At 39.8% G+C, this 23,268-nt stretch carries 21 protein-coding genes; 14 read left to right on the top strand and 7 right to left on the bottom strand.

Annotated features, from left to right (window positions below; genetic code table 11):
* Nucleotides 1-93 precede the first annotated feature (93 nt).
* Entirely contained in the window at nucleotides 94-1,593 is a 1,500-nt protein-coding gene (locus tag CWB75_RS09105) for a peptide MFS transporter (protein ID WP_138570462.1), read from the bottom strand.
* A gap of 743 nt (nucleotides 1,594-2,336) precedes the next feature.
* On the opposite strand from CWB75_RS09105, the gene tyrR reads away from it, so the two are divergent.
* Nucleotides 2,337-3,893, top strand: coding sequence for a transcriptional regulator TyrR (gene tyrR / locus CWB75_RS09100; protein WP_008109548.1), 1,557 nt, complete (start codon nucleotides 2,337-2,339; stop codon nucleotides 3,891-3,893).
* A 112-nt stretch (nucleotides 3,894-4,005) separates the two neighbouring features.
* Complete coding sequence (locus tag CWB75_RS09095) at nucleotides 4,006-4,542, top strand: thioesterase family protein (RefSeq protein ID WP_008109547.1); 537 nt, start codon at nucleotides 4,006-4,008, stop codon at nucleotides 4,540-4,542.
* Between the two features lie 52 nt (nucleotides 4,543-4,594).
* Here the strand turns inward: CWB75_RS09095 and CWB75_RS09090 are convergent, their stop codons facing one another.
* Complete coding sequence (locus tag CWB75_RS09090; RefSeq protein ID WP_010391257.1) at nucleotides 4,595-5,248, bottom strand: OmpW/AlkL family protein; 654 nt, start codon at nucleotides 5,246-5,248, stop codon at nucleotides 4,595-4,597.
* 273 nt (nucleotides 5,249-5,521) lie between these two features.
* Here CWB75_RS09090 and CWB75_RS09085 point away from each other — a divergent pair, with 273 nt between their 5' ends.
* Both CWB75_RS09085 and dapE read left to right on the top strand, forming a co-directional pair.
* The gene (locus CWB75_RS09085; protein WP_138570461.1) at nucleotides 5,522-6,940 is read left to right on the top strand and encodes an MATE family efflux transporter; all 1,419 of its coding nucleotides are present in this window, start codon (nucleotides 5,522-5,524) and stop codon (nucleotides 6,938-6,940) included.
* Between the two features lie 71 nt (nucleotides 6,941-7,011).
* Complete coding sequence (dapE, locus tag CWB75_RS09080; protein ID WP_138570460.1) at nucleotides 7,012-8,202, top strand: succinyl-diaminopimelate desuccinylase; 1,191 nt, start codon at nucleotides 7,012-7,014, stop codon at nucleotides 8,200-8,202.
* A gap of 67 nt (nucleotides 8,203-8,269) precedes the next feature.
* On the opposite strand, the gene olsF is transcribed toward dapE, so the two are convergent.
* Nucleotides 8,270-10,000 carry a bifunctional ornithine lipid synthase OlsF gene (gene olsF / locus CWB75_RS09075; protein WP_138570459.1) on the bottom strand — a complete coding sequence of 577 codons (1,731 nt, stop codon included), beginning with the start codon at nucleotides 9,998-10,000 and terminating at the stop codon, nucleotides 8,270-8,272.
* 159 nt (nucleotides 10,001-10,159) lie between these two features.
* Here olsF and CWB75_RS09070 point away from each other — a divergent pair, with 159 nt between their 5' ends.
* Nucleotides 10,160-11,080, top strand: a complete 921-nt coding sequence (locus CWB75_RS09070) for a 2-hydroxyacid dehydrogenase (protein ID WP_138570458.1) — start codon at nucleotides 10,160-10,162, stop codon at nucleotides 11,078-11,080.
* Nucleotides 11,081-11,337: 257 nt separating this feature from the next.
* Here the strand turns inward: CWB75_RS09070 and smrA are convergent, their stop codons facing one another.
* The 3 genes from smrA to CWB75_RS09055 all read right to left on the bottom strand — a co-directional run bounded on the left by smrA (nucleotide 11,338) and on the right by CWB75_RS09055 (nucleotide 13,088).
* Nucleotides 11,338-11,919: a DNA endonuclease SmrA gene (gene smrA / locus CWB75_RS09065; RefSeq protein WP_138570457.1), complete on the bottom strand. Its 582-nt coding sequence runs from the start codon at nucleotides 11,917-11,919 to the stop codon at nucleotides 11,338-11,340.
* 397 nt (nucleotides 11,920-12,316) lie between these two features.
* Nucleotides 12,317-12,562, bottom strand: coding sequence for a hypothetical protein (locus CWB75_RS09060; RefSeq protein WP_008114416.1), 246 nt, complete (start codon nucleotides 12,560-12,562; stop codon nucleotides 12,317-12,319).
* A 106-nt stretch (nucleotides 12,563-12,668) separates the two neighbouring features.
* On the bottom strand, nucleotides 12,669-13,088 hold the full coding sequence (locus CWB75_RS09055; RefSeq protein WP_138570456.1) for a hypothetical protein: 420 nt from the start codon (nucleotides 13,086-13,088) through the stop codon (nucleotides 12,669-12,671).
* Between the two features lie 108 nt (nucleotides 13,089-13,196).
* On the opposite strand from CWB75_RS09055, the gene CWB75_RS09050 reads away from it, so the two are divergent.
* On the top strand, nucleotides 13,197-13,580 hold the full coding sequence (locus CWB75_RS09050) for a response regulator (RefSeq protein WP_008114419.1): 384 nt from the start codon (nucleotides 13,197-13,199) through the stop codon (nucleotides 13,578-13,580).
* Nucleotides 13,581-13,648: 68 nt separating this feature from the next.
* Here CWB75_RS09050 and rpsT read toward each other — a convergent pair whose 3' ends face one another.
* The gene (gene rpsT, locus CWB75_RS09045) at nucleotides 13,649-13,909 is read right to left on the bottom strand and encodes a 30S ribosomal protein S20 (RefSeq protein WP_008114420.1); all 261 of its coding nucleotides are present in this window, start codon (nucleotides 13,907-13,909) and stop codon (nucleotides 13,649-13,651) included.
* A 295-nt stretch (nucleotides 13,910-14,204) separates the two neighbouring features.
* Here rpsT and murJ point away from each other — a divergent pair, with 295 nt between their 5' ends.
* The 8 genes from murJ (at nucleotide 14,205) to CWB75_RS09005 (ending at nucleotide 23,244) form a co-directional block, all read left to right on the top strand.
* Complete coding sequence (gene murJ / locus CWB75_RS09040; RefSeq protein WP_041709107.1) at nucleotides 14,205-15,743, top strand: murein biosynthesis integral membrane protein MurJ; 1,539 nt, start codon at nucleotides 14,205-14,207, stop codon at nucleotides 15,741-15,743.
* A 74-nt stretch (nucleotides 15,744-15,817) separates the two neighbouring features.
* Nucleotides 15,818-16,744, top strand: coding sequence for a bifunctional riboflavin kinase/FAD synthetase (ribF, locus tag CWB75_RS09035; protein WP_055011710.1), 927 nt, complete (start codon nucleotides 15,818-15,820; stop codon nucleotides 16,742-16,744).
* A gap of 29 nt (nucleotides 16,745-16,773) precedes the next feature.
* A complete protein-coding gene (gene ileS / locus CWB75_RS09030; RefSeq protein WP_138570455.1) occupies nucleotides 16,774-19,602 on the top strand; it encodes an isoleucine--tRNA ligase in 2,829 nt (942 codons plus the stop codon).
* A gap of 12 nt (nucleotides 19,603-19,614) precedes the next feature.
* The gene (gene lspA / locus CWB75_RS09025) at nucleotides 19,615-20,115 is read left to right on the top strand and encodes a signal peptidase II (protein WP_075170606.1); all 501 of its coding nucleotides are present in this window, start codon (nucleotides 19,615-19,617) and stop codon (nucleotides 20,113-20,115) included.
* Entirely contained in the window at nucleotides 20,112-20,552 is a 441-nt protein-coding gene (gene fkpB, locus CWB75_RS09020) for an FKBP-type peptidyl-prolyl cis-trans isomerase (protein WP_010391275.1), read from the top strand. Before lspA ends, fkpB begins: the two co-directional genes overlap by 4 nt.
* Nucleotides 20,552-21,481: a 4-hydroxy-3-methylbut-2-enyl diphosphate reductase gene (gene ispH / locus CWB75_RS09015; protein ID WP_010391276.1), complete on the top strand. Its 930-nt coding sequence runs from the start codon at nucleotides 20,552-20,554 to the stop codon at nucleotides 21,479-21,481. Before fkpB ends, ispH begins: the two co-directional genes overlap by 1 nt.
* Nucleotides 21,482-21,508: 27 nt before the next feature.
* Nucleotides 21,509-22,543 carry a sensor histidine kinase gene (locus CWB75_RS09010; protein WP_138570454.1) on the top strand — a complete coding sequence of 345 codons (1,035 nt, stop codon included), beginning with the start codon at nucleotides 21,509-21,511 and terminating at the stop codon, nucleotides 22,541-22,543.
* A complete protein-coding gene (locus tag CWB75_RS09005) occupies nucleotides 22,540-23,244 on the top strand; it encodes a LytR/AlgR family response regulator transcription factor (RefSeq protein ID WP_138570453.1) in 705 nt (234 codons plus the stop codon). Before CWB75_RS09010 ends, CWB75_RS09005 begins: the two co-directional genes overlap by 4 nt.
* Nucleotides 23,245-23,268 lie beyond the last annotated feature (24 nt).

Raw genomic sequence — 23,268 nt, 5'->3', positions numbered from 1 at the left:
GTTAGCCATAAAAAATACCCCCTGCAGTTAGCTGCAGGGGGTATTTAATATCATTAGTCAAAGCGCATAATTACGCGTTGTGATTAATTTAAATTATTGGGCTGGTGAGGTTTGCTCTAAACCTTGTTTTTCCCATACTTTAGCTTTGAAGCTCATCAGTACTAAGATGATACCTACACCGATACTAAATAATGCAATTTGTAAGTAAAGGTTAGGAATTTCTGCAACATTGTTAGGATCAAAGTTACCAGCAAGTAATCCTGAAATTACGTTACCAATTGAGTATGTCAGTACAAATACACCCATCATTTGACCCGTATAGCGACGAGGAGATAATTTACTTACCGCACTCAATGCAACTGGGCTTAAACAAAGCTCACCCACTGTATGTAAGAAATACGTAGTAACCAGCCAGTAAGGAGCTACTTTTAAGCCTTCAGCTGCGTAATGCGCTGCCATAAACATAACTAAAAAGCCTGAAGCCATAATAACTAAGCCCAACGCACATTTTACGCTGTAAGTAGGCGAAACCATTTTCTTAGATAAATTAATCCAAAGAGCGGCAAAAAATGGTGATAGGGCAATAATAAATAGCGAGTTTAAAGATTGGAACCAAGTCGTTGGAATTTCAAATGTGCCAATAAGACGGTCTGTGTAGTCACGAGCAAATAGGTTTAATGAAGAACCCGCTTGTTCAAAACCAGACCAAAAACACGCAGAAGCGACACAGACTAAAAATAGCGCCCACATTCTTTGCTTTTCAGCATCGGTTAGTTTGCCTTTGAAATAAACAAGGCCAAAGTAAATGAAAAAGATAACAGTAAATACAACTGCTGTGTAACCTGCAACAATAGTCGGGTTAATAACTATAGCGCCTGTCATCGCAGCAGCAGTCACGCTGGCAACAACAATTACAAACGCAGCAATACCGCCCCATGCGCGTGAAGCACCTTTAGGGCTTAATGGATTCGCAGGTAACGAGCTATGTTCTGGTAAGTTATTAAGTGTACGTTTGTATTGTATTAAACCAATAGCCATACCTACAGCAGCTGCACCAAATGCCCAGTGCCAGCCTACGTTTTCCATAAAGTAACCACAAACGTAGTAACCAATTAAAGAACCTAAGTTAATACCCATGTAGTAAATAGCGTAACCACCGTCACGGCGTTCATCTTCGTCAGTATAAAGCTGACCAACCATGGCACTGATATTAGGTTTAAGTAAACCAGTACCCGTTGCGACAAAGATTAAACCAATGAAAAAAGAATATTCATGCGGAACGGCTAAAATAATGTGGCCACACATGATGATGATACCGCCGTACCATACTGCTTTTTGACCACCAAATAATCTATCTGCTAACCAGCCACCAGGTAAACCTAAAAAGTATACTGAACCTGTGTATAAGCCATAAATTGCAGCAGCAGAAGCAACGGTAAATCCTAAGCCTTCTTGTTGTAAACTTGCTGTCATAAATAATACGAGCATAGCTCGCATACCGTAGTAACTCATTCGTTCCCACATTTCTGTGAAAAACAGGGTTGAAAGTCCTTTAGGGTGACCAAACCAGCCACTGTCAGAATTTGAACTCATATTTACTTCCTAATTCATTATTGTTTTGATGACCTTGTGGTTTTTTATTTAGCTAAATTGTTACTTCTAAAAAGTATAATAAATGCTCGATCATCAGTGTTTTTATGCAGCTAAGGTAATGGTTTGCTAAACGCAGCTATACGTTTAGGTAAGAGTCACACCCTTATCCTAGTTACAATTGCGCTTAAGTATACATAGACCTTTGTACGAGGGGAAGCGTTGAGCGCGCTATCACACATCCGTTATGTAATTGTTAAATACCAACAGCTAAAGTTCTAGTTGTTGCACTAAACACCTAAACTTATCAAAAAAGATATTTAACAACACAAGTAACATTGTCTTTGCAAAGCTATCTTTTATCCGGTTTTAATTTCTATTGAAAAAATATAAAACCGCTTTATTTACGGGGGGTTACAAGCACCAAGTTATTCAACAATCGTTAACCTTTACTACTTTATTTTAATAATCACCGTTTAGATTAAACATGAGCAAATATTAGCGGATGCACAGCAATGATTAGCCCATTGGAGAATATAATTTATACAAAGTTAGTTTGGCTATATTTACATGTAATGACCCGGAGCTTTAGTGAGCAGCCAAGATTAAATATTTTAAGTGCTTGAAAAAGCGCTCTAGGAAGTAAAAAAACATTTTTCGTCCAAATTTCTTTACAATAAACTATGCTGATAATCATAGTTAGCGTATTATTCACGCCAATTAGTTTTTTCCTTACCTGAGGGTGTATGCGTTTAGATATTCACTGTGCAGACCGAGTTGGTATTGCTCAAGAGATTCTTAATATTTTAGTTAGCTACAATGTTGACTTGAAAGGAATTGAAGTCGACTCAGTTAATTGCCGTATGTATGTGAGTTTTCCTGAAATTGAATTTGAACAATTTCAAAAAATTATGCCTTCAATTCGATTGATCGATGGTGTACATGATGTACGTACCACCGCGTTTTTACCTTCTGAACGTGAGCACAATGAATTAAACACCTTATTAAGAGCACTGCCAGATGGTGTCATATCTATTGATGCTAAAGGCTGGGTGCGTTTGTGTAACGACGCGGCGTGTAAAGACTTACAGCTAACAGAAAAAGAAGTCATTGGCGCCAATATCAATAATTTACTTAAAGGTTTTAATTTTACCCGTTGGTTAGAAGGCAAAGAAGTACTTGGGCAAACTACCCGTGTAGAAGTGGCAGGTGAAGACTTTATTGCCGATATTTTACCTATTGCTGTACCACAAGGCAGTGAGGGGGATGTGTTAGCGGGTGCGGTAATTAATATAAAATCGCAAAGCCGCCTAGGTCAGCAAGTGAGTGCGTTTAGACGCTATGGCCAAGAAAGCTTTGCGACAATTCACAATTTTAGTACGGCGATGCGTCGTGTTGTACGCGAAGCGCGAAAAATGGCGCAACTTGAAGCCCCTATTCTTATCACCGGTGAAACCGGCACAGGTAAAGAGTTATTAGCGCGAGCTTGTCACTATGCATCTAACCGCTCAGTAAAACCGTTTATTGCTTTATCGTGTGCCTCGTTACCAGATGATGTTGCCGAGTCAGAACTTTTTGGTTACGCCGGATATGAAGAAAATGCAGCGCCTAAACGCGGTGTACTTGAACAAGCGGATGGTGGAACAGTATTTTTAGATGAAGTGGGTGAAATGTCGACTCAGCTCCAAACTAAATTACTGCGCTTTTTACAAGACGGCACGTTTCGAAAAGTAGGCGACGAAAACGAAGTTAAAGTAAATGTTCGCATAGTTGCTGCTACCCAAAAAGATTTACCTGCAATGGTGCAAGAGGGCGTATTTAGAGAAGACTTATACTATCGCATTAATGTACTAACGTTAGAAATTGCACCACTGAGAGATCGTAAAGCCGATGTTGGCCCACTTGCTGAACACTTTATTCAAAAATATGCGCAGCAAAATGGCCATACTGTGCCTGAGCTATCTGAAGAATGTTTAACGTTTTTACAAGATTACCCATGGCCAGGTAATGTGCGCCAATTAGAAAATGCTATTTACCGTGCGGTATCGTTGTTAGAAGACAGTGAATTGCGAGTTGAGCATTTACAACTGCCGACCTTTACTCATGATTTAGGCTATTTAGAGTCTGATTTTGAGGGCTCGCTTGATCAAGCGGTTAAGCGTTTTGAAGCTACCTTATTGCGTAAGCTTTATCCAGCTTATCCAAGTTCACGTCAGTTAGCTAAGCGCTTAGGGCTAAGTCATACAGCGGTAGCTAATAAACTACGTGATTACGGTATCAATCGTAAAACGGTTAAAGTTTAAAGATAGATATTAAAACAACCTTTCTTAGTGATTGTCCCCTTGGTGTAAAAATACCCTAGGGGATCAATTGCTATGATACACTCACAAAAAACAAACTGGTAAGACCTCTACTGTGAACTTATATTTTAGACTGCTGCTACTATTTTTCAAAATTAAACGTAATCGTGATTATCAATCATTGTTAGACACGGTTGATATAGACTACAAAGCACTGCCAAGTGACTGTGATATTAATTTGCACTTAACTAATTCACGCTATTTAGCAATGATGGATTTATCGCGCACATGGATGACCGAGCGAGTTGGTTTACTAAAGCAAATAATGAAGCGTCGTTGGTTTCCTATTGTTAATGCAACCGCCATTACTTATATCCGTGATATTAAGCCTATGCAGCGCTTTACCATTAGTACCCGTTTAGTCGGCTGGGATCATAAATACTTTTATATTGAACAAAAATTTCATTCAGAGCGTGGCTTACATGCAATTGCCTATGTACGTGGCGTATTTAAAAGTAAAAAAGGGGTGGTAAGCGTTGAGCATATGCTGGAGGTTGCTGGTTTTGAAGGCGTAGCACCTATTTTACCGGCAGAAATAATTCATTGGAAAGAAATGCTTGAGCAAAAAAAAGTAAATAACTTACCTCGTTAATTACACGCAAAAAAAAGGCCTTACGGCCTTTTTAACACACACATAATCGTTATTAAAACGAGTATTTAAGACCAAACATAGCTACAACAGGGTCAAGTGACACGGTTGAAGTTAATGCTTTTGCGCCATTAGCATATACAGTCGCATCAGTATCTATATCCATGATAGATACCATAGCGTGTAGGCCCCATTTCTCATCAATCTTGTAGTTAGCACCTACTTGAGCAACAAAACCAAATGAATCATCTAGTTTTACTTCCACGTCGTCAGTATTTAAAGTTGCTTTAAGTGCTGCAGAAGGCTGCTCGTCAAAGAACGTCGTATAGTTAATACCTACACCAACAAATGGACGAAGTGCGTAGCTGCTGTCTAAAAAGTGGTATTGTGCAACCAGTGATGGTGGTAAATGTTTAATGTCGGCAATTTTATTACCAGCTAAACCGCCTGTACCTTCTACATCATGAGAGAATGGCGTTGCTGCAATAAGCTCTAACACCCATTGGTCGTTAAATGCATAATCTACAGTAATACCTAACTGAGTATTTGAATCACCTTTTAAACCAAGAGTAGGTGCTTCGTTAATCTTTGAGCCATCGTTATCAGGGTTAACATTAATTGCGCCAACATTAACGCTAAAGTTAGCGTGTGCTGCAGGAGAAAGAGCTAGTAAAGAAGTAAGTATTGCAATGCTTAGTTTAGTTTTCATGTTGTTCTCCGTGAACTACTGTGTGACTATTTGTTGATTGAGGCTATTATCGCTCGAGTTTAAAAATAAAAACCTGTTCTAGATCAAAGTTTCAAAAGCGTATAAGTAAAGAGCCTCTATTTATTGATTTAGATTAAACTTTTACTTACTTAGTGCTCAAAAATTATTGACTGATCACTTAAATACCGGCCGTAAACGAAGTATTCAGAATATAATCAGCTAGTTTTGTTAAACTAGGGCTATGTTCACGGTTTAATAAAAGTAAGCGGCCTCATGACTCCCTCTGGTCAACTATTTCTTCAAGGCTCTATTGCCAAAGCGCTATTAAAATTAGGCATTCCTATTATCCTCATTAATATTTTGCAGTCTGCTTATCAGCTTACAGATGCTTTTTGGGTTGGCCGGTTAGGGGCTGCGCAAGTGGCTGCTGTATCGATTAGTATGCCTGTCACATTTTTAGTTATTGCGATAGGTTCGGGATTTGCTATGGCTGGGGCGATTTTATCGGCCCAATACATGGGGGCAGGACAACAAGATAAGGTTAACCATGTTGCCGCGCAAACGGTGTTAATGGTGACATTAGTTGCACTATTACTTGGGTTACTAGGCTATGCATTATCACCTTATTTTTTAACCTTACTGGGGGTTGAAGCGGCCGTATATAGTGATGCACTTAAGTTTATGCATGTATCTTTTATTGGCGTTATTTTTGTGTTTATTTATGCCATGTTTCAATCGCTGATGCGGGGTATAGGGCAAACGAAGGTGCCGTTAATTATAGTCAGCACAACCGTGTTACTTAATTTTATACTCGATCCGTTATTCATATTTGGCTATGGTCGTTTTGAGGGGCTTGGTGTGATGGGCGCTGCGCTAGCAACATTGGTTACACAGAGCTTAGCGGCGCTTGCGGGCATCATTATATTTTTACGTGGTCGCCATGGTATTCAATTACAGCTAAAAAGCTTTTACCCCGACTGGCATTATATTAAGCGCGCTTTTTTCTTGGGAGCGCCTGGCTCTATTGAATTATCGACACGTGCATTTGGTTTGATCATCATGTCATTTCTAGTTGCCAGCTTTGGTACTACGACAATTGCTGCTTATGGTGTTGGCTCTAATATTTTGCAAATGGTAATGATCCCCGCTATGGGCTTATCAATGGCGGTATCAACCTTGGTTGGGCAAAATATGGGGGCTGGTAATATCAAGCGGGCTGAGCAGATCACTAAACTTGCTAGTGTGTGGGGCTTGTTAGGGCTCTCATGTGTTGGCGCCATTGCATATTTATATGCAGATTCATTAGTTGCATTTTTTATTCCTGACGATAATGACGTTATTACTAATGGGGCGCAGTTTATTCAAGTAATGTGCTTAAGTTGGGGTGGAATAGGGGTGCAACTTTGTATTGTTGCTGCTTTTCGTGCCTCAGGTAATATGCTCAATGCAATGGTTATCGCGTTATTATCACAATGTGTAGTGCAGTTCCCTGCCGCTTATATTCTTTCTAATCATACTGAGCTTGGCGATCAAGGCATTTGGTATTCTTTTGCAATTACTAACATAACCATCGCATTGATAGCATTTGCATGGTTTATGCGTGGCTCTTGGAAAAAAACCAAGTTAACTAAAGAAGATAATCACATAGTGCAGGTTACACGAGAAACATTAATAGAAGAGGGCGCACGTTAGCTAGTAAATTCATAATGCGGTCATAAAAAGTCGTTGTAATAAATACACTGCTAAAACGAGGTGTGTTTATTATGACAAAAGCTATCAATACAAAAGCACAAGCGCCGTACTTAACTATTGCACAGTTAAAAACAGTGAGTCACTTACAAACTCTGATCCGATTTAAATCGATTACTCCTAATCCAGCTGGTGGCATTGAGTGGCTTGCGAACCACCTTACTGAGTTAGGCTTTAGTACAGAGCAATTTAGTTCTAATAATGTGACAAACTTAATTGCAAAAATAACCTTTGGGGCAGGCCCCGTGGTGGCATTTTCTGGCCATATTGATGTGGTACCCGCAACGCAAGGTGGCTGGTTAGCCGATCCGTTTGGTGGACACATAATTAACGATGCAATTTATGGGCGTGGTGCCGCCGATATGAAAGGAGGCATTGCCGCGATGCTAAGTGCAACGCAGACGTTAATAAACAGCGCGCAGCAAAAGCAGGGAACATTATTTTGGCTGATCACCTCAGATGAAGAAGGTGAGGCGGAGCATGGCTCTGTGTTGATTGCCAAGCGATTAGCACAACAGGGCGTTGTGCTTGATGGCTGTATTGTTGGTGAGCCAACCAGCCACCTGCAGGTAGGTGACACTATAAAAAATGGTCGACGTGGAGCCTTATCTGCGCGATTAGCTATTCAAGGAAAGGCTGGGCATGTAGCCTATCCTGAGAATACCATTAATGCTGCGCACATCAGTGCTGAAGTGGTTAATAGACTCACACAAATAGACTGGCCTTTAGATGAACTTAGTTCAAAAACAACGCTGCAAGTCACCGGTATTAATATTGATAATGTGCTAGATAACCTCGTGCCAGCTCAGTGTGATATTACTTTTAATATTCGCTATAGCCATGGGTATAAAAGTAAACATGTTAAGCAACGTGTGTTTGCTGCACTGAAGGATTTCAGCGAGCATTTGGTTATACAGTGGGAGCGTCCATGTGAACCCTATTATACAAGCCATAAGATTGAGAGTTGCTTACTCGCTCAGTTAGAGCAGGCAATTTTTAAAGTGACGGGGAATTATCCTTTATTAAGCACCAGTGGTGGGACGTCGGACGGACGATTTTTTGCACAGCAACAAACACAAGTCATAGAGTGTGGGGTACGAAACCATAGTATTCATCAGGTTAATGAACATGTACCGATTTGCGACTTGTTAGAAATAGAAAAGATTTATACGCAATTACTCGATGGTATTTTTACTCAGCCTTGAAGTATTAACAACTATTAAAGCGCCGCTTAATGCCGCTTTAATAGTTATTCGATTAAGGGTTAACGCTTTAACTTGCTGATGCTGATTTATCAGTACCCAAGTAGCGTTTTGCTTTGCTTGGTTTTACTTTTTCAAGATCAACCAATACTAGGCCATCAATACAATTATTGAATTGTGGATCAATACTAAAGCTTAAAAATTTAACTCCATTTGGTTCGCATAGCTCTGTATATTGTTTAAATAGTGTGGGTACATGCGTGCCCATGTTAGCGAGTATGTGTTTAAGCTCTACAAAATCTTCTTTTATATTATTACCCTCGAACAAGTTAGTGCACTGAGTTTGCTGATCAGGTGTGTGACGAAAAGCATTGTTAGGGGTTGCGAGTGATTTTTCACAGCCATAATAGTGCTGATAATAATGCACTAATAAAGACTTTGCCTGCTCAGGTAGTGCGTTTGACACACTCACCGCACCAAATAAGTAACGGTATTGAGGGTAGCGATTTATAAAAGCGCCAATACCATACCATAAGTAGTCGAGACTTTTTCTGCCCCAATATTTAGGTTGTACAAAGCTTCGGCCTAGCTCTATGCCTTGTTTAAAATAAGGAGTCATATCTTGGGTATAATTAAATAGGCTATCGGTATAAAGCCCACTTTGTGAGTGTTGTTCAATCACATCCTGTGCACAAGCTAATCGGTAAGCACCCACCAACTCTAGTGCATGTTCATCCCACAATACTAAGTGCTGATAGTGCATATCGTATTTATCTATGTCTCGGCGGTTTCCACTACCTTCACCTACAGCCCGAAAAGCGATTTCTCGTAAGCGGCCCAGTTCACGAAATAAGGGAGAGCTTCCTTGGTATTGGTACAAATAAATCACCATGCCATCACTGGTTTTACCTAAATGTTCGCAGCATTCTATGGCTTTTTTTAATTCTTTTTTACATTCAGGAGAGGCAATTGGAGCATGAGTTTTTAATGGTAGCGTTTTTTTTGTGGTTAAACGATATAGTTGCTTACGGATTAGCTCAACCACTTCTTTGTCTTTTAAGTCTGGGATTAAATAAGACTCAGGAGCAATGGAAGCGCCAATTTCAAAATCGAGTGATTTTTGACGTTGCTTAAACATTTCTTTTACCAGTAATAAGCTAGCCAGTGGTTTATAAAGCATTGATGCGCCGTAAAACAGCGGGCTATTTCTGGCTTTAATATAGATAGGCAAAATAGGGCTGTTAGCCTTTTTTGCAATGCGTAAAAAGCCACTGTTCCATTTGCAGTCTTTTATACCCGTAGGACGAAGTCGAGAAACTTCACCGGCAGGGAAAATAAGTAACGCTCCTTCATTTTTTAAGTGCTGGTGGATATTACTCAGCTCTTGTTTTTTACTTTGCCCTGATAGGTTATCAACGGGTAGTAATAACGAATGCATGGCGTCAACGGTCATTAACATACGGTTAGCCACCACTTTTAAATCGGCTCTTACCGTTGATAACACATTAATTAATGCAAGCGCATCTAAGGAGCCGATAGGGTGGTTTGCAATAATGACAATTTTTCCTTCACTGGGAATATTTTCTATTTGCTTAGCTTTATAACGAGTTTCAAAATCAAGTTCATCAAGTACTTGCTCTACAAATTCTATTCCTTGAAGGTGGGGATAGGCAGTTGCAAAATTTGTAAATTCTTGTTCATGTAATAAGTAGCTAAGACTTTTTTTTACCAGTTTTTTTATTTTAAATGAGTTAGTTAACTGTGGTAAATTGGTTGCTATTACTTTATCTACACTGATCATACGCACCTCTTTTTATACTAGGCTAAGGCCAATATGTTTAGCTTAGAGTGCGGATATGACAATACGCGGTCAGTTGTGTGACTTTTTAAAACCGTTTACTTACTATTGAATTAAACCATACCAGTACTACTATTTACGGTTACTTTTTAAGGAATCATCATGTCAGTTTTAGTCGCGATTACCGGTCGAGATAACACAAAATTAATTGCAAGAATGCAATCACAATTACCCAATATTCAAATTGAGCAGCTTGATGATTGCCAAGATTTTGCAAGTGTGGAATTTGTACTGGCTTGGAATGCGCCCGCGTCTTTATGGCCAAAGTTGATAAATTTGAAAGCGGTGTCATCGTTTGGTGCTGGGGTTGATAGTATCGATTTAAGTTTACTACCTGCACATGTTGAAGTAGTGCGCATTGTCGATAAACAGTTAGCCAACGACATGGCTGAATATGTACTTACTTATGTATTAGCGCAAAAATTGCGATTAAAAGAATATTTTTTAAAACAACAGCAAAGTGAATGGAAACCCAAAAGAGCGCATAAGCATAATCAAGTGAGTATTTTAGGGTTTGGCGAACTAGGTCAAGCATGTGCACATAGGCTAGTTAGTAACGCTTTTAAAGTCAATGCTTGGAGCAGAAGTCCTAAAACATCAACCATAGCAACACTCTACCATGGTGATCAGGGACTAAATGATATGTTAGTGAATACAGATTATTTAATCTGTCTACTGCCACTTACTAGCAATACCAAAGGTATTATTAATCAACAGTTGCTTAAGCAACTTCCTGAGCATGCTGTGTTAATTAATGTGGCCCGAGGTGAGCATGTTGTTGAAGCTGATTTGCTCGATGCGCTCAACAACGCACGTTTACGAGCAGCAACGCTTGATGTATTTTCCTGTGAGCCACTACCAAGCGAACACCCTTATTGGCAGCATCCAAATATTACTTTAACGCCGCATTGCGCTGCGTTGTCAGATCTAGATAGTGTTGTTGAACAAATAGCAGATAATATTTTGCGTTTAAAAGCGAGACAGCCATTAATTAATTGCATTAATAAGCAGCAAGGTTATTAGTTTAGAGTTGTTTGACTTTAAAGGATTAAAATTTGTTTAACTTTTAATAGAAACAGCTTGTTAACATTTGTAATTTTTATTATTGTTAAAAGCCGTTCTAACAATAATAATAAATAGGATGAATTATGAAACCCAGTCAAGGGGGCGCAAAAATCAGCATTGTGGTTGTATCTATCATTATATTAGGAATATCTGCTTGGTTTAACCAAGCCAATGCGACAGTGCTGCTCAACTAATTCTTATTACCACAGTAGGAATTAGCTACGCTTGCTGTGGATTTCTCGGTTTTGATGCTTCTTATCATCACTCTTCTTCAGTAAGACATACGTTGCACCACTTCCTCCATGCTGCCTGAGTGCAGTATGAAATGCTAAAACACAGGGAATAGTTTGCAACCACTGGTTTACGTAACTTTTTAAAATACCCGGTTTGGCTTTATTTTTAATTCCTATTCCATGACGAACAAGAACCATTCTTATATTGCGCTGGTGGCAATCTTTAATAAAGGCCTGCAACGAACCATGGGCATTTTTTAAAAGTTGCCCGTGTAAATCTAACGTCGCATCGAGCTGATATTTAGCTAATCTTACATTTTTAAAAACCGGGCTTTGCACGCCATCTCGTTTAAAGCTTAATATGGCGAGTGGGTCGAGCAATTCAAGTGGTTCATCTAACGGATTAAATTGTTCACTGTTTAAGTTTAATTGTGCAGCTTTGTTTTTTTCTTGCTGTGCGATAACCGTTTTATGGCTTTTAGATGGTAATGTCACGGTGTCGTGATTGATAGGGGTAACATCTTCCATAGAGGATAAGAATAAATCGAAATCTGACAACGGCATGGGCTTATCTCAAAATAGGCAAGGGTCTGTTGACCTTTGCGGATTAAAATTTGTTCAAACTAGGGGCGGTTTAATCGCGGCGCGAGGTTTGTAACCTAGTGGGCTAAGTAAAAACCGAGCAACAAAGAGTAAATCGCCCCTAGGTAGAACCCAAAGGGCAGCGCCTGTTTGGCATTGATGCTGCGTTATCACCTATTTATGGGGAATAACCACACTACATAGGCTCTGCCTTGCCTAAATACCAAACAGACTGCTGCAAATTTAACCTTGAAAGGTCAACAGACCCTAATACGAGATAAATTTTAACTTAGTTCAAACTAAGACCCAAGATTTTTAAAGTTGTGGAATAAAAAAAGCCCAGAAAAACTGGGCTATAAAATATTCTAAGGGGAAGTAATTAGTGCTGAGATACAGTAAATTGTCCAAATGTATAAACTTTAAACAAATAAAATGTGTTGATCAAAACTAAACTCATATTTGAAATAATACTCGACGACATAAGATCTAAGCTAAATGATAGGAATAACAAACCACAAGCACTAATCGCAGCAACGCGAAGCAGTGTCAGTTGGTTAATAAAGAATGCACCTAAACCTAGTGCAAGTAGTAATGTATTTAAAAGCCAATCTAGCTCGTTTAGCATGGTCGTTTCAATAGTTCAGTTGTTGAAAAAAGGAGCGCCATTATGTTGATCTTTTGCACAGCTTTCAACCAAGTAATTTTAAATTTTCAGATTAGTTTTTTTAATGTTAAAAGTAAGTAAGCAATACTGAAAATATTCCTTCTTCAGCAATAATTCGATATTTTTGGCAGCTCTGCGGTTGCTGTAAATCAATACATAGGTAAAGGGTTCTATGCTCCTTATCCAGTTGCGGGTGGAGGGTTGAGTCCAGTAGTTTTGGTTCGCTTGAAAACAACCCAGGCCAATACACACTTTGGCTTACCATAGATGATTTTTTATAAGTAAGTAAGCTTGGCTTTGGCACTAAAACAAGTATAAGTAATAATATCGTGAAAATAAAAAACAGGGTCAGCTTGATACCACGTTTAGTGTTCTTTGATTGCGGCTTTAATTGTGAGCCAAGGTTTGCAAGCTTATTAGTGGGTGTAGGTTTAACAGTAATCGTTTTATTTTTTTTGCGGCGACTCTTTTTTGTGGTTTTCGACATAAAGCAAATCTGGCCTTTTTAGCTTAGCTCTCTATAATAAAGTAAATATTTGTATTTTAAGCAAATCACCAATTTCGCAGACATGGCTTTAGCCTATAAGGATTATATATGAATACGCAGCTATCTATTTTAATAGTTGATGATGTTAGCACGGTGCGTAGCTTTCTCAGTCAAACATTGATGCATTTAGGGATAGAGAATGTAAAAGAGGCGTCAACGGCCGCGCAGTGCATTAGCGAGTGTCGTGCAGCCAATTTTAATATTATATTTTTAGATATAGAACTACCTGATGGCGACGGTAAAGAGCTTATTGCGCAAATTAATGAGTTATCACCAGAGACAAACGTGGTGATGGTGTCGGCTCATTCAGGCGTTGAAAATGTGAAGGATGCGATAGATAGAGGGGCTAAAGGATTTGTAGTTAAGCCATTTTCTCCAAAGAAAATTGCGGCGATGTTGAAAAAGTTTTACCCAGAGCTTGATAACGTTTAATAGGCGCATTTATTTTGGGCAAAAAAAAAACCGGCAAAAGCCGGTTTTTTTAATCTTGCAAAAACAAATTATAGCGCTTTAATTTTAGCAGCTAAACGGCTCTTATGACGAGCAGCTTTGTTTTTGTGGATTAGACCCTTAGTTGCGTAACGGTCTAGGATAGGTGTAGCAACAGAAAAAGCTTGCTGTGCAGCTTCTTTATCGCCAGCTTCAATAGCTACGATTACTTTTTTGAAGTAAGTACGCATCATTGAACGACGGCTTGCGTTGTGCTGACGGTTTTTTTCGCTTGTGATAGCGCGTTTTTTTGCAGACTTGATGTTAGCCAAGGTTTGCTCCTAACAATCTTAAATAAAGCTTAAATTAAAGGCCGTGGAATATGCCTGTTTTTATCATGAATGTCAATTTAATTTTAACAATCCAAGAAAAACTGCTCCTTATAACGAACATCAATTTGCCGCTTTAGCAGTTAATAGCGCTATTGTAACAAAGCAAGGGGTTCCAGCCTAGTGCTTTAAAGCGATTTATAAAAAAGACTATGGCATAATTAACTTAATTGCTGATTTTTAATATGGATTCATAGTGTCAAAAGGTTTGTTTCGTTCTGGGATGATTGTAAGTGCAATGACAATGATCTCGCGTATTTTAGGGCTAGTACGAGATGCCGTCGTAGCTAACTTGTTGGGCGCAGGCGCTGCGGCCGATGTATTTTTATTTGCTAACCGTATTCCTAATTTTTTACGCCGTTTATTTGCCGAAGGGGCTTTTGCGCAAGCATTTGTACCGGTATTAAGTGAAATTAAACAGCAGCAAGGCGATGAGAAGGTCAGAATATTTGTTGCCCAAGCCGCCGGCACGTTAGGCACTATTTTACTGATAGTGACGCTCTTTGGTGTGATAGCGTCACCTGTTATTGCTGCTTTATTCGGCACTGGTTGGTTTATTGATTGGTGGCAAGGTGGCCCTGACGCAGAAAAGTTTGAGCTTGCCAGTTCGCTATTAAAACTGACTTTTCCTTATTTGTTTTTTGTAAGCCTTGTGGCGCTCAGTGGCGCTGTGATGAACGTTTATAATCGTTTTGCCGTTGCGGCTTTTACCCCGGTGTTACTCAATGTATCCATCATTAGTTGTGCCATTTTATTACATGATCAGTTTTCTGTAGGCGCTTATGCGTTAGCTGTTGGCGTGTTTTTAGGAGGCGTGGTACAGCTATTATTTCAACTGCCGTTTTTGTATAAAGCAAAAATGCTAGCGCGCCCGCGCTGGGGTTGGCAAGATGAAAATGTGAAAAAAGTACGCAAGTTAATGCTCCCAGCCTTATTTGGTGTATCAATTAGTCAAATTAACTTATTACTCGATACGGTAATAGCTTCATTATTGATGACAGGCTCTATCGCTTGGCTGTATTACTCAGATAGACTGATTGAATTCCCACTTGGTTTATTTGGCATTGGTATTGCGACGGTTATTTTACCTGCGCTGTCAAAATTACACAGCAGTAAAAAAAGTAGCGACTTTCAACATACCCTAGATTGGGGGGTGAGGTTTGTGATTTTTTTAGGGCTTCCAGCAATGATAGGATTGATGATTATAAGCCCACTTATTATTACCGTGCTGTTTGATCATGGCGCTTTCAAAGAAGCGGGCATCGATCATGTTAAGGCGGTGAGCTTAGGGGTGGTTGCCTACTCAGTGGGATTAGTCAGTTTTATGTTAATTAAAGTCCTCGCGCCTGGGTTTTATTCTCGCCAAGATACTAAAACACCGGTACGCATTGGTATTATTACTTTGGTACTAAATATGGTGTTTAATATTATGCTGGCACCATTTATTGGCTATTTAGGTTTGGCACTGGCAACCTCAATGTCGGCAAGTTGTAATGCCTACTTACTGTATCGACAGCTTAAAAAAGAGAATGTTTACCAGTTTTCCAGCATGAGTGGCTACTTCACTTTGAAGTGTTTGTTGGCAAGTATAACAATGGGCGCATTGGTTTGGTTTACTAGTAGGCAATATGACTGGGTTAGTTGGCACTTTAGCGAACAAGTTATGTTATTGGTTGTGTTATTAATTATTGCGATTGTTAGTTACTTTTTTATGTTGTTTTTGATGGGTGTTAGACTAAATACGATAAAAAGTGTAGCAATTACTGAATCAAATTAAAAAAAAGATTATAATCGGACACTCTGCGGCCCGAGGTCGCATTTTATCGCTCGCTGAAAAAGGCATTAGGTGGCATGGAGTTAATTAGAGGTATACACAATATACGCCCACAACACTTTGGTTGTGTGCTGACCATTGGTAATTTTGATGGTGTTCATTTGGGTCATGCTGCCGTATTAAAAGGGCTTTTAGCTGATGCAAAAGAAAATAATTTACCCAGCACTGTAATGTTATTTGAGCCTCAGCCACAGGAGTTTTTTGCAAAGAGTAACGCTCCGGCTAGGCTGACTCGACTGCGTGATAAACTTCGTCTATTGAGTAACTTAGGAATTGAACGCGTTATTTGTATTAGCTTTAATCAGGCTTTTGCAAACATGCATGCTGAGCAGTTTGTTAGCGATATTTTAATTAAAAAGCTGGGCGTTAAAGCATTAACGGTTGGTGATGATTTTAGGTTTGGTAAACAGCGCCAAGGTAACTTTAGTCTATTGGCAACTATGGGCACCCAAGTGGGAATGAGTGTTAAAAGCACTGCCAGCTTTAGGCAATTAAATGCTAGAGTAAGCAGTACCTTGATACGAGAAGCGCTTGCTGAAGGTGACTTAGTTAGTGCAAAAGTTATGCTTGGGCATAATTATGCAATATCTGGACGTGTTATTCATGGCTGGAAAAAAGGCCGCGAACTGGGTTTTAGAACGGCAAATATTGCACTAAAACGTCAAGTTTGTCCGGTCAATGGTGTATTTGCGGTTCAAGTGATGATCGCAGGAAAGCAAGTTTTTGGGGTGGCTAACATTGGAAACAAACCCACGTTTAATGGAACTCGTGCCTTATTAGAAGTTCACCTTTTTGATTTTGCACAAGATATTTATGGACAATTTATGCATGTGGAGTTAATTGAAAAACTCCGCAATGAGAAAAAATTCGAGACATTAACACAACTGACGGCACAAATAGCAACCGATGTTGCCGCCGCTAAGCAGTGTTTTGGTTTAAATTAGGTAGCCGATAGAAACGGAAAGTAGGATTAATGAGCGACTACAAACATACTTTGAATTTACCGGAAACAATGTTTCCAATGCGTGGCAATTTGGCACAACGTGAACCAAAAATGCTTAAAGCATGGTATGAAGACGACCTATACGGTCAAATTCGCAGCGCGAAGAAAGGTAAAAAAACTTTCATTTTGCATGACGGCCCTCCGTATGCAAACGGCGATATCCATTTAGGCCACTCAGTAAATAAAATATTAAAAGATATTATTGTTAAGTCTAAAACTTTATCAGACTTTGATGCGCCATACGTACCAGGTTGGGACTGTCATGGTTTACCAATCGAGTTAATGGTTGAGAAAAAAGTCGGTAAACCCGGTGTTAAGGTAACTGCGGCAGAGTTTCGTGAGAAATGTCGTGCCTATGCTAAAAAGCAAGTGGAAGGCCAAAAAGTAGACTTTAAACGTTTAGGCGTTTTTGGTGATTGGGATAAACCTTACCTAACCATGAACTTTGACTTTGAAGCTAATGCCATTCGTGTACTAGGCCGCATTATAAAAAATGGTCACTTACATAAAGGTGCTAAGCCTGTGCATTGGTGTACAGATTGTGGTTCAGCATTAGCTGAAGCAGAAGTTGAATATCAAGATAAACAATCTCCAGCTATTGATGTACGTTTTACTTTTACAGATCAAGATGCGGTGGTTAATGCGTTTGATTTGGCGGCTGGCCATACAGGAACAGGTAGCGTAGGAACCGTTATTTGGACTACGACACCATGGACTTTGCCAGCAAACCGTGCGGTAGCTGTGCATGCTGATTTAGAATACGCGCTAGTACAAGTAGAAGATGAAGGCGTTCAGCAACGTCTTATTATAGGTTCTGAGCTGGTTAAAGATGCGATGGATCGTTTTGGTTTTAACCATTTCCATATCCTTGGCTATGTTAAAGGCGCAGCACTTGAAAACTTAACCGTAGCACATCCTTTTTATGACTTTAATGTTCCTGTTATTGTTGCTGAGCACGTAACAACAGATTCTGGTACGGGTATCGTGCATACTGCACCAGGTCATGGTCAAGAAGATTTCGTGGCAGGTCTTGAGTACAATCTTGAAGTAGCTAACCCTGTTGGCGCAAACGGTGTGTACTTACCTGATACTGAATTATTTGCCGGTCAACATGTGTTTAAAGCCAATGCGAGTGTAATTGAGGTATTAAAAGAAAATAATGCCCTAATGCATCATCATGCATTAACGCACAGCTACCCACATTGCTGGCGCCATAAAACGCCTATTATCTTCCGTGCCACACCACAATGGTTTGTTAGCATGGATCAGGCTAACTTGCGCCAAGATTCACTGGCTGAAATTAAAAATACTCAGTGGTTACCTGAATGGGGCGAAAGCCGTATTGCTAACATGGTTGAAGGTCGCCCTGATTGGTGTATTTCACGTCAACGTACTTGGGGTGTACCTATTGCGTTGTTTGTTGATAAAGACACGGGCGCATTACACCCAAATACTCAAGAGCTGATTGAACAAGCAGCAGCGCTTGTTGAAAAGTCAGGTATTCAAGCATGGTATGACCTAGAGCCAGCTACTTTACTAGGTGAAAAAGACGCACAACAATACATGAAAGTGCAAGACACACTCGATGTGTGGTTTGATTCAGGTGTAACGCATGCCTGTGTTGTTGATGCGCGTGAAGATTTAACCGGTCCTGCTGATTTATACCTAGAGGGTTCAGATCAACACCGTGGTTGGTTTATGTCATCAATGATGACCTCAGTGGCAATAAATGGTCATGCACCTTACAAGCAAGTGCTAACGCATGGCTTTACGGTTGATGAAAACGGCCGCAAAATGTCTAAGTCATTAGGTAATGTTATTTCACCACAAAATGTGATGAATAAACTAGGTGCTGATATTTTACGTTTATGGGTAGCATCAACTGATTACACGGCAGAAATGACGGTATCAGATGAAATATTCAAACGTTCAGCAGATCGCTACCGTCGTATTCGTAACACCAGCCGTTACTTACTTGCTAACCTCAGTGGTTTTGATCCAAAAACGGATCAAGTTGCTGTCGATGATATGGTTGAGCTTGATAAGTGGATTGTAGGGCGCGCAGCACAGTTACAAGATGACATTTTAGCAGCGTACGATAGCTACCAAATGCTATTAGTAACGCAAAAGCTAATGAACTTCTGTACCGGTGAGCTTGGTTCGTTCTACTTAGACGTTATAAAAGATCGTCAGTACACGGCAAAAAGCGACAGCCATGCACGTCGTTCTTGTCAAACCGCGCTATACCACATTGCTGAAGCAATGACGCGTTGGATGGCACCAATCATGAGCTTTACAGCACAAGAAATTTGGGAAGCACTTCCAGGTGAGCGCAGTGACTATGTATTTACTTCCACTTGGTATGAGGGCTTACAAGCACCAACAACGACCAAGTTTAGTAATGAAGACTGGCAAGCTATTTTAAATGTGCGTGACGAAGTGAACCGTCTGCTAGAAGCTGCGCGTAAAGAAGAAGTGATTGGCGCTACATTACAAGCAACGGTTAACTTGTTTGCAAGCAAAGAACTTGCAGCTAAGCTGGCGGCACTAGGTGATGAACTGCGCTTTGTTTTACTCACTTCAGCTGTAAATGTTACTGAGGTTGATAGCCAGCCTGCAGACTCACAAGTAACCGAAATTGAAGGTTTATACATTAGCGTATCAGCAACTGATGCTAAAAAGTGTGAGCGCTGTTGGCATTATAGTGAAGATGTAGGTATTGAACCTGCGCACCCTGAAATCTGTGGTCGTTGCGTTAGTAACGTTGACGGTGAAGGTGAAAAGCGTCAATTCGCTTAGGAGTTGTTTTTAGTGAGCAAACTAACCCAAAAAAGTGGTTTAGTGTGGCTTTGGTTGAGTCTATTACTACTAGTAATAGACTTTGCCAGTAAAACACTGGTTGTAAACACCATGGCTTATGGTGAGTCAATTAATCTACTGCCTATTTTTAGTATCACTTATGTACATAACTACGGTGCAGCTTACAGCTTTTTAAGCGAAGCGGGTGGCTGGCAACGCTGGTTTTTAAGTGTAATAGCAATCGCAATTAGTTGTTTGTTGATATGGTGGTTAAAGCGCCTTCCAGCGTCTAATAAAGTATTGTGCGGTGCATATTCGTTAGTGTTAGCGGGTGCTATTGGTAACTTATACGACCGTGTTGCTTATGGTTACGTTATTGACTTTTTACATGTGTTTTACGAAGACTCACATTTCCCCGTATTTAATATTGCAGACTGTGCTATTTGTATTGGCGCTGCATTATTACTATTTGACGCCTTTACAGGCGAAGAACCAAAGGAGCATAAAGCATGAGCCAAGCTGTAATTGGTGAAAACTCAGACGTTATTTTTCATTTTTCTATTAAACTAGAAGATGGCTCTGCCGCTGACTCAACAAAAGTACATAACAAACCTGCTAAGCTCACTATGGGTGATGGCAGCTTAACCGCTAACTTTGAAAAATGTTTGCTTGGCCTAACTGCGGGTGAAAGCAAAACATTTGAACTTGAGCCTGAAGATGCCTTTGGTCAACCTAATCCAGATAATATTTATTATGTAGATCGTAGTAAGTTTGGTGCAGAAACACCGGCTAAAGTAGGTGCGATTATTGCCTTTACTCAACCTGATGGTACTGAGCTTCCAGGCCTGGTTCGTGAAGTGCAAGGTGAGTCAGTCACTATCGATTTTAACCACCCATTAGCAGGTCAACGTTTAACGTTTGAGGTTGATATTATTGAGGTACAAGGTTAATGGAAATATTACTAGCTAATCCACGAGGCTTTTGCGCCGGTGTTGACCGCGCAATTAGTATTGTTGAGCGCGCTTTAGATATTTTTGAAAAACCAATCTATGTAAGACACGAAGTGGTGCATAACCGTTATGTAGTCGATGGTTTAAAAAATCGCGGCGCCGTGTTTGTCGAAGAACTAGATCAGGTTCCTGATGATAGCATTGTTATTTTTAGCGCTCATGGTGTATCTCAGGCTGTTCGCTCAGAGGCTAAACGCAGAGAGTTAAAAGTATTTGATGCAACCTGTCCGTTAGTGACTAAGGTGCATATGGAAGTAACGCGTGCTAGTAAAAAAGGTATTGAATGCATATTAATTGGCCACCACGGACACCCTGAGGTTGAGGGTACCATGGGTCAATACGATAACGAGCAAGGTGGTATTTACCTTGTTGAAACGGTTGATGATGTATTAAAGCTTGATGTAAAAAATGCGGATAATCTTTTTTACTGCAGCCAAACAACTCTATCTGTAGATGATACTGCCGATGTGATTGATGCTTTACGTAGTAAATTTCCTGCAATCGATGGCCCACGTAAAGATGATATTTGTTATGCAACGCAAAACCGTCAAGATGCGGTTCGTGATTTAGCTGATAAAGTAGATGTGTTATTAGTTGTGGGTGCTAAAAATAGTTCCAACTCTAATCGCTTACGAGAACTTGCCGATAAGATGGGGACGCAAGCCTATTTAATTGATGATGCTAGTAATGTTGAAGCATCATGGTTTAATGGTATCAATAGTGTAGGTGTGACTGCCGGTGCTTCAGCTCCTGAGGTATTAGTTCAGCAAGTCATTACTCGTTTAAAAGAGCTTGGTGGCACGCAAGTAACCGAGAACCCAGGTGAAGAAGAAAACATCGTTTTTGCTGTACCAGTAGAGCTGCGTTAGTCTATTAATAGATAAAAGGAGGGCCGAATGAGTAAGCAACTGACACCAGATGCACTACTTTTTTCGGCCCTTTTTAATGAGCGTGGTGTACTTGCATCCCTCGTAGTAACACAAGTCGTGGCTATTATTTTAGCTTTTGCTCCTAATGCTGGCGGTGACATATGGCTGCACTTGGGAGAGATTAGTTTATTTCTTCATGTAACTGTATTGGTCAGTACCTCTTTTTTATACATTTGCCGGCGATTTCTTGCAAAACAACCTCAGTTTATTCAGCTTAGTTTTTTTATTGCTGTATATAGTCTGAGCACTGCTTTATTTAGTCTGGCTTTTTCTCATATTGCTTTTGATATAGAAAACGAAAAACAACTTACGTTTTTTGTGTTACGTAATTGCATTATTGTATTTTTGCTTACCTTACTTTTTGTACAATTTTTGCTTATTCATTTTGAAAAAGAACAGCAAGCCAAAGCACTCTCTCGAGCGGAGCTTGATGCCTTGCAGGCGCGGATCAGACCCCATTTTTTATATAATAGTTTGAATACGGCAGCAGAATTAACGCATCATGACGTTGAAGCTGCTGAGCATGCTATTTTGGCATTAGCAGCGCTTTCGCAAGCTGCAATGCGTTCAGGGCAAAGTGTATTACTCAGTGATGAAATAATATTAACTAAACAATATATTGCTCTTGAATCATGGCGTTTTGCAGAGCGTTTACAGGTTGAGTGGTTATTACCAGAAAACCTCCCTGCGCTCTATATTCCATATCTAACATTACAACCTTTGGTAGAGAACGCAGTATGTCATGGTGTAGAGCCCAGCCAAAGTGGTGCTACCATTAGTATTGAGTTGCATGTTACAACACATTATTTAACCTTGATTGTAACTAACCCTGTACCTACTGAAACTGCTAATACTAGAGAGCATAACGGTATGGCAATTGATAATATCCGTTCTCGTTTAAGTATTTATTATAAAGGTCGGGCGCAATTGACTATAACCAACAAAGAAAATAAATTTAGAGTTAAAGTGGTTATCCCAAAACAAACAGAGAACATGTTATGAATGTACTGATTGTAGATGATGAACCCTTAGCAAGAGCACGCTTAAAGCGTTTACTTGGTCAAAGCCATACATCCATTCATGTGCAAGGTGAGGCCGATAATGGCAATGACGCTTTAATGAAAATAGAAGAGCTTCAGCCTGATTTAGTGTTTTTAGATGTTGACATGCCAGGCTTAAATGGCATCGAAGTGGCTAATCAACTCAATGGCTTGGCGGTTCCCCCTGCGATTATTTTTATAACCGCTCACCCTGAGCATGCACTTGATGCACTGCAACTAAATGCAGCTGGGTATTTAGTAAAACCTATATCAGTAAAAAGTTTGCAACATGCATTACAACAGCTAGGACGTTTAAACAGAGTACACCTGCAACAGCAACATACAGAAAAAGTAACGTATCAACTGGCCGGCACTATCAGAAGTATTGAAATAGAGAGTATTTTTTATTTTAACGCAGAGGAAAAGTATACCAAGGTTGTGTTTGATCAAGGGGAAGCTTTAATTGAGGACAGTTTAAAGCATCTTGAAATGCAATACCCGCATCATTTATTAAGAATTCATCGACATACTTTGGTGAATAAGAACAAAATCATTGCCCTACATACGCTTCAAAACCATCAACATGTTATTGAACTTGATGGTTGTACTGCTTTGTTAGCTGTAAGTCGTCGAGCACTCAAAAGCGTAAAAAGTGAACTTTAATACGCCTACCTATTAACCGCTTAT

Source organism: Pseudoalteromonas sp. S1608, from assembly GCF_005887265.1.
In the GTDB taxonomy this organism is placed as follows: Bacteria; Pseudomonadota; Gammaproteobacteria; order Enterobacterales; family Alteromonadaceae; genus Pseudoalteromonas; species Pseudoalteromonas undina.
This window is presented reverse-complemented; position numbering and strand designations above follow the sequence as displayed.

Bases quoted from the DNA above. Each gene is read 5' to 3' on its own strand.
- CWB75_RS09105 (WP_138570462.1), bottom strand. From the start codon at position 1,593: ATGAGTTCAAATTCTGACAGTGGCTGGTTTGGTCACCCTAAAGGACTT.
- tyrR (WP_008109548.1), top strand. From the start codon at position 2,337: ATGCGTTTAGATATTCACTGTGCAGACCGAGTTGGTATTGCTCAAGAG.
- CWB75_RS09090 (WP_010391257.1), bottom strand. From the start codon at position 5,248: ATGAAAACTAAACTAAGCATTGCAATACTTACTTCTTTACTAGCTCTT.
- CWB75_RS09085 (WP_138570461.1), top strand. From the start codon at position 5,522: ATGACTCCCTCTGGTCAACTATTTCTTCAAGGCTCTATTGCCAAAGCG.
- dapE (WP_138570460.1), top strand. From the start codon at position 7,012: ATGACAAAAGCTATCAATACAAAAGCACAAGCGCCGTACTTAACTATT.
- olsF (WP_138570459.1), bottom strand. From the start codon at position 10,000: ATGATCAGTGTAGATAAAGTAATAGCAACCAATTTACCACAGTTAACT.
- CWB75_RS09070 (WP_138570458.1), top strand. From the start codon at position 10,160: ATGTCAGTTTTAGTCGCGATTACCGGTCGAGATAACACAAAATTAATT.
- smrA (WP_138570457.1), bottom strand. From the start codon at position 11,919: ATGCCGTTGTCAGATTTCGATTTATTCTTATCCTCTATGGAAGATGTT.
- CWB75_RS09060 (WP_008114416.1), bottom strand. From the start codon at position 12,562: ATGCTAAACGAGCTAGATTGGCTTTTAAATACATTACTACTTGCACTA.
- CWB75_RS09055 (WP_138570456.1), bottom strand. From the start codon at position 13,088: ATGTCGAAAACCACAAAAAAGAGTCGCCGCAAAAAAAATAAAACGATT.
- CWB75_RS09050 (WP_008114419.1), top strand. From the start codon at position 13,197: ATGAATACGCAGCTATCTATTTTAATAGTTGATGATGTTAGCACGGTG.
- murJ (WP_041709107.1), top strand. From the start codon at position 14,205: ATGACAATGATCTCGCGTATTTTAGGGCTAGTACGAGATGCCGTCGTA.
- ribF (WP_055011710.1), top strand. From the start codon at position 15,818: ATGGAGTTAATTAGAGGTATACACAATATACGCCCACAACACTTTGGT.
- ileS (WP_138570455.1), top strand. From the start codon at position 16,774: ATGAGCGACTACAAACATACTTTGAATTTACCGGAAACAATGTTTCCA.
- fkpB (WP_010391275.1), top strand. From the start codon at position 20,112: ATGAGCCAAGCTGTAATTGGTGAAAACTCAGACGTTATTTTTCATTTT.
- ispH (WP_010391276.1), top strand. From the start codon at position 20,552: ATGGAAATATTACTAGCTAATCCACGAGGCTTTTGCGCCGGTGTTGAC.
- CWB75_RS09010 (WP_138570454.1), top strand. From the start codon at position 21,509: ATGAGTAAGCAACTGACACCAGATGCACTACTTTTTTCGGCCCTTTTT.
- CWB75_RS09005 (WP_138570453.1), top strand. From the start codon at position 22,540: ATGAATGTACTGATTGTAGATGATGAACCCTTAGCAAGAGCACGCTTA.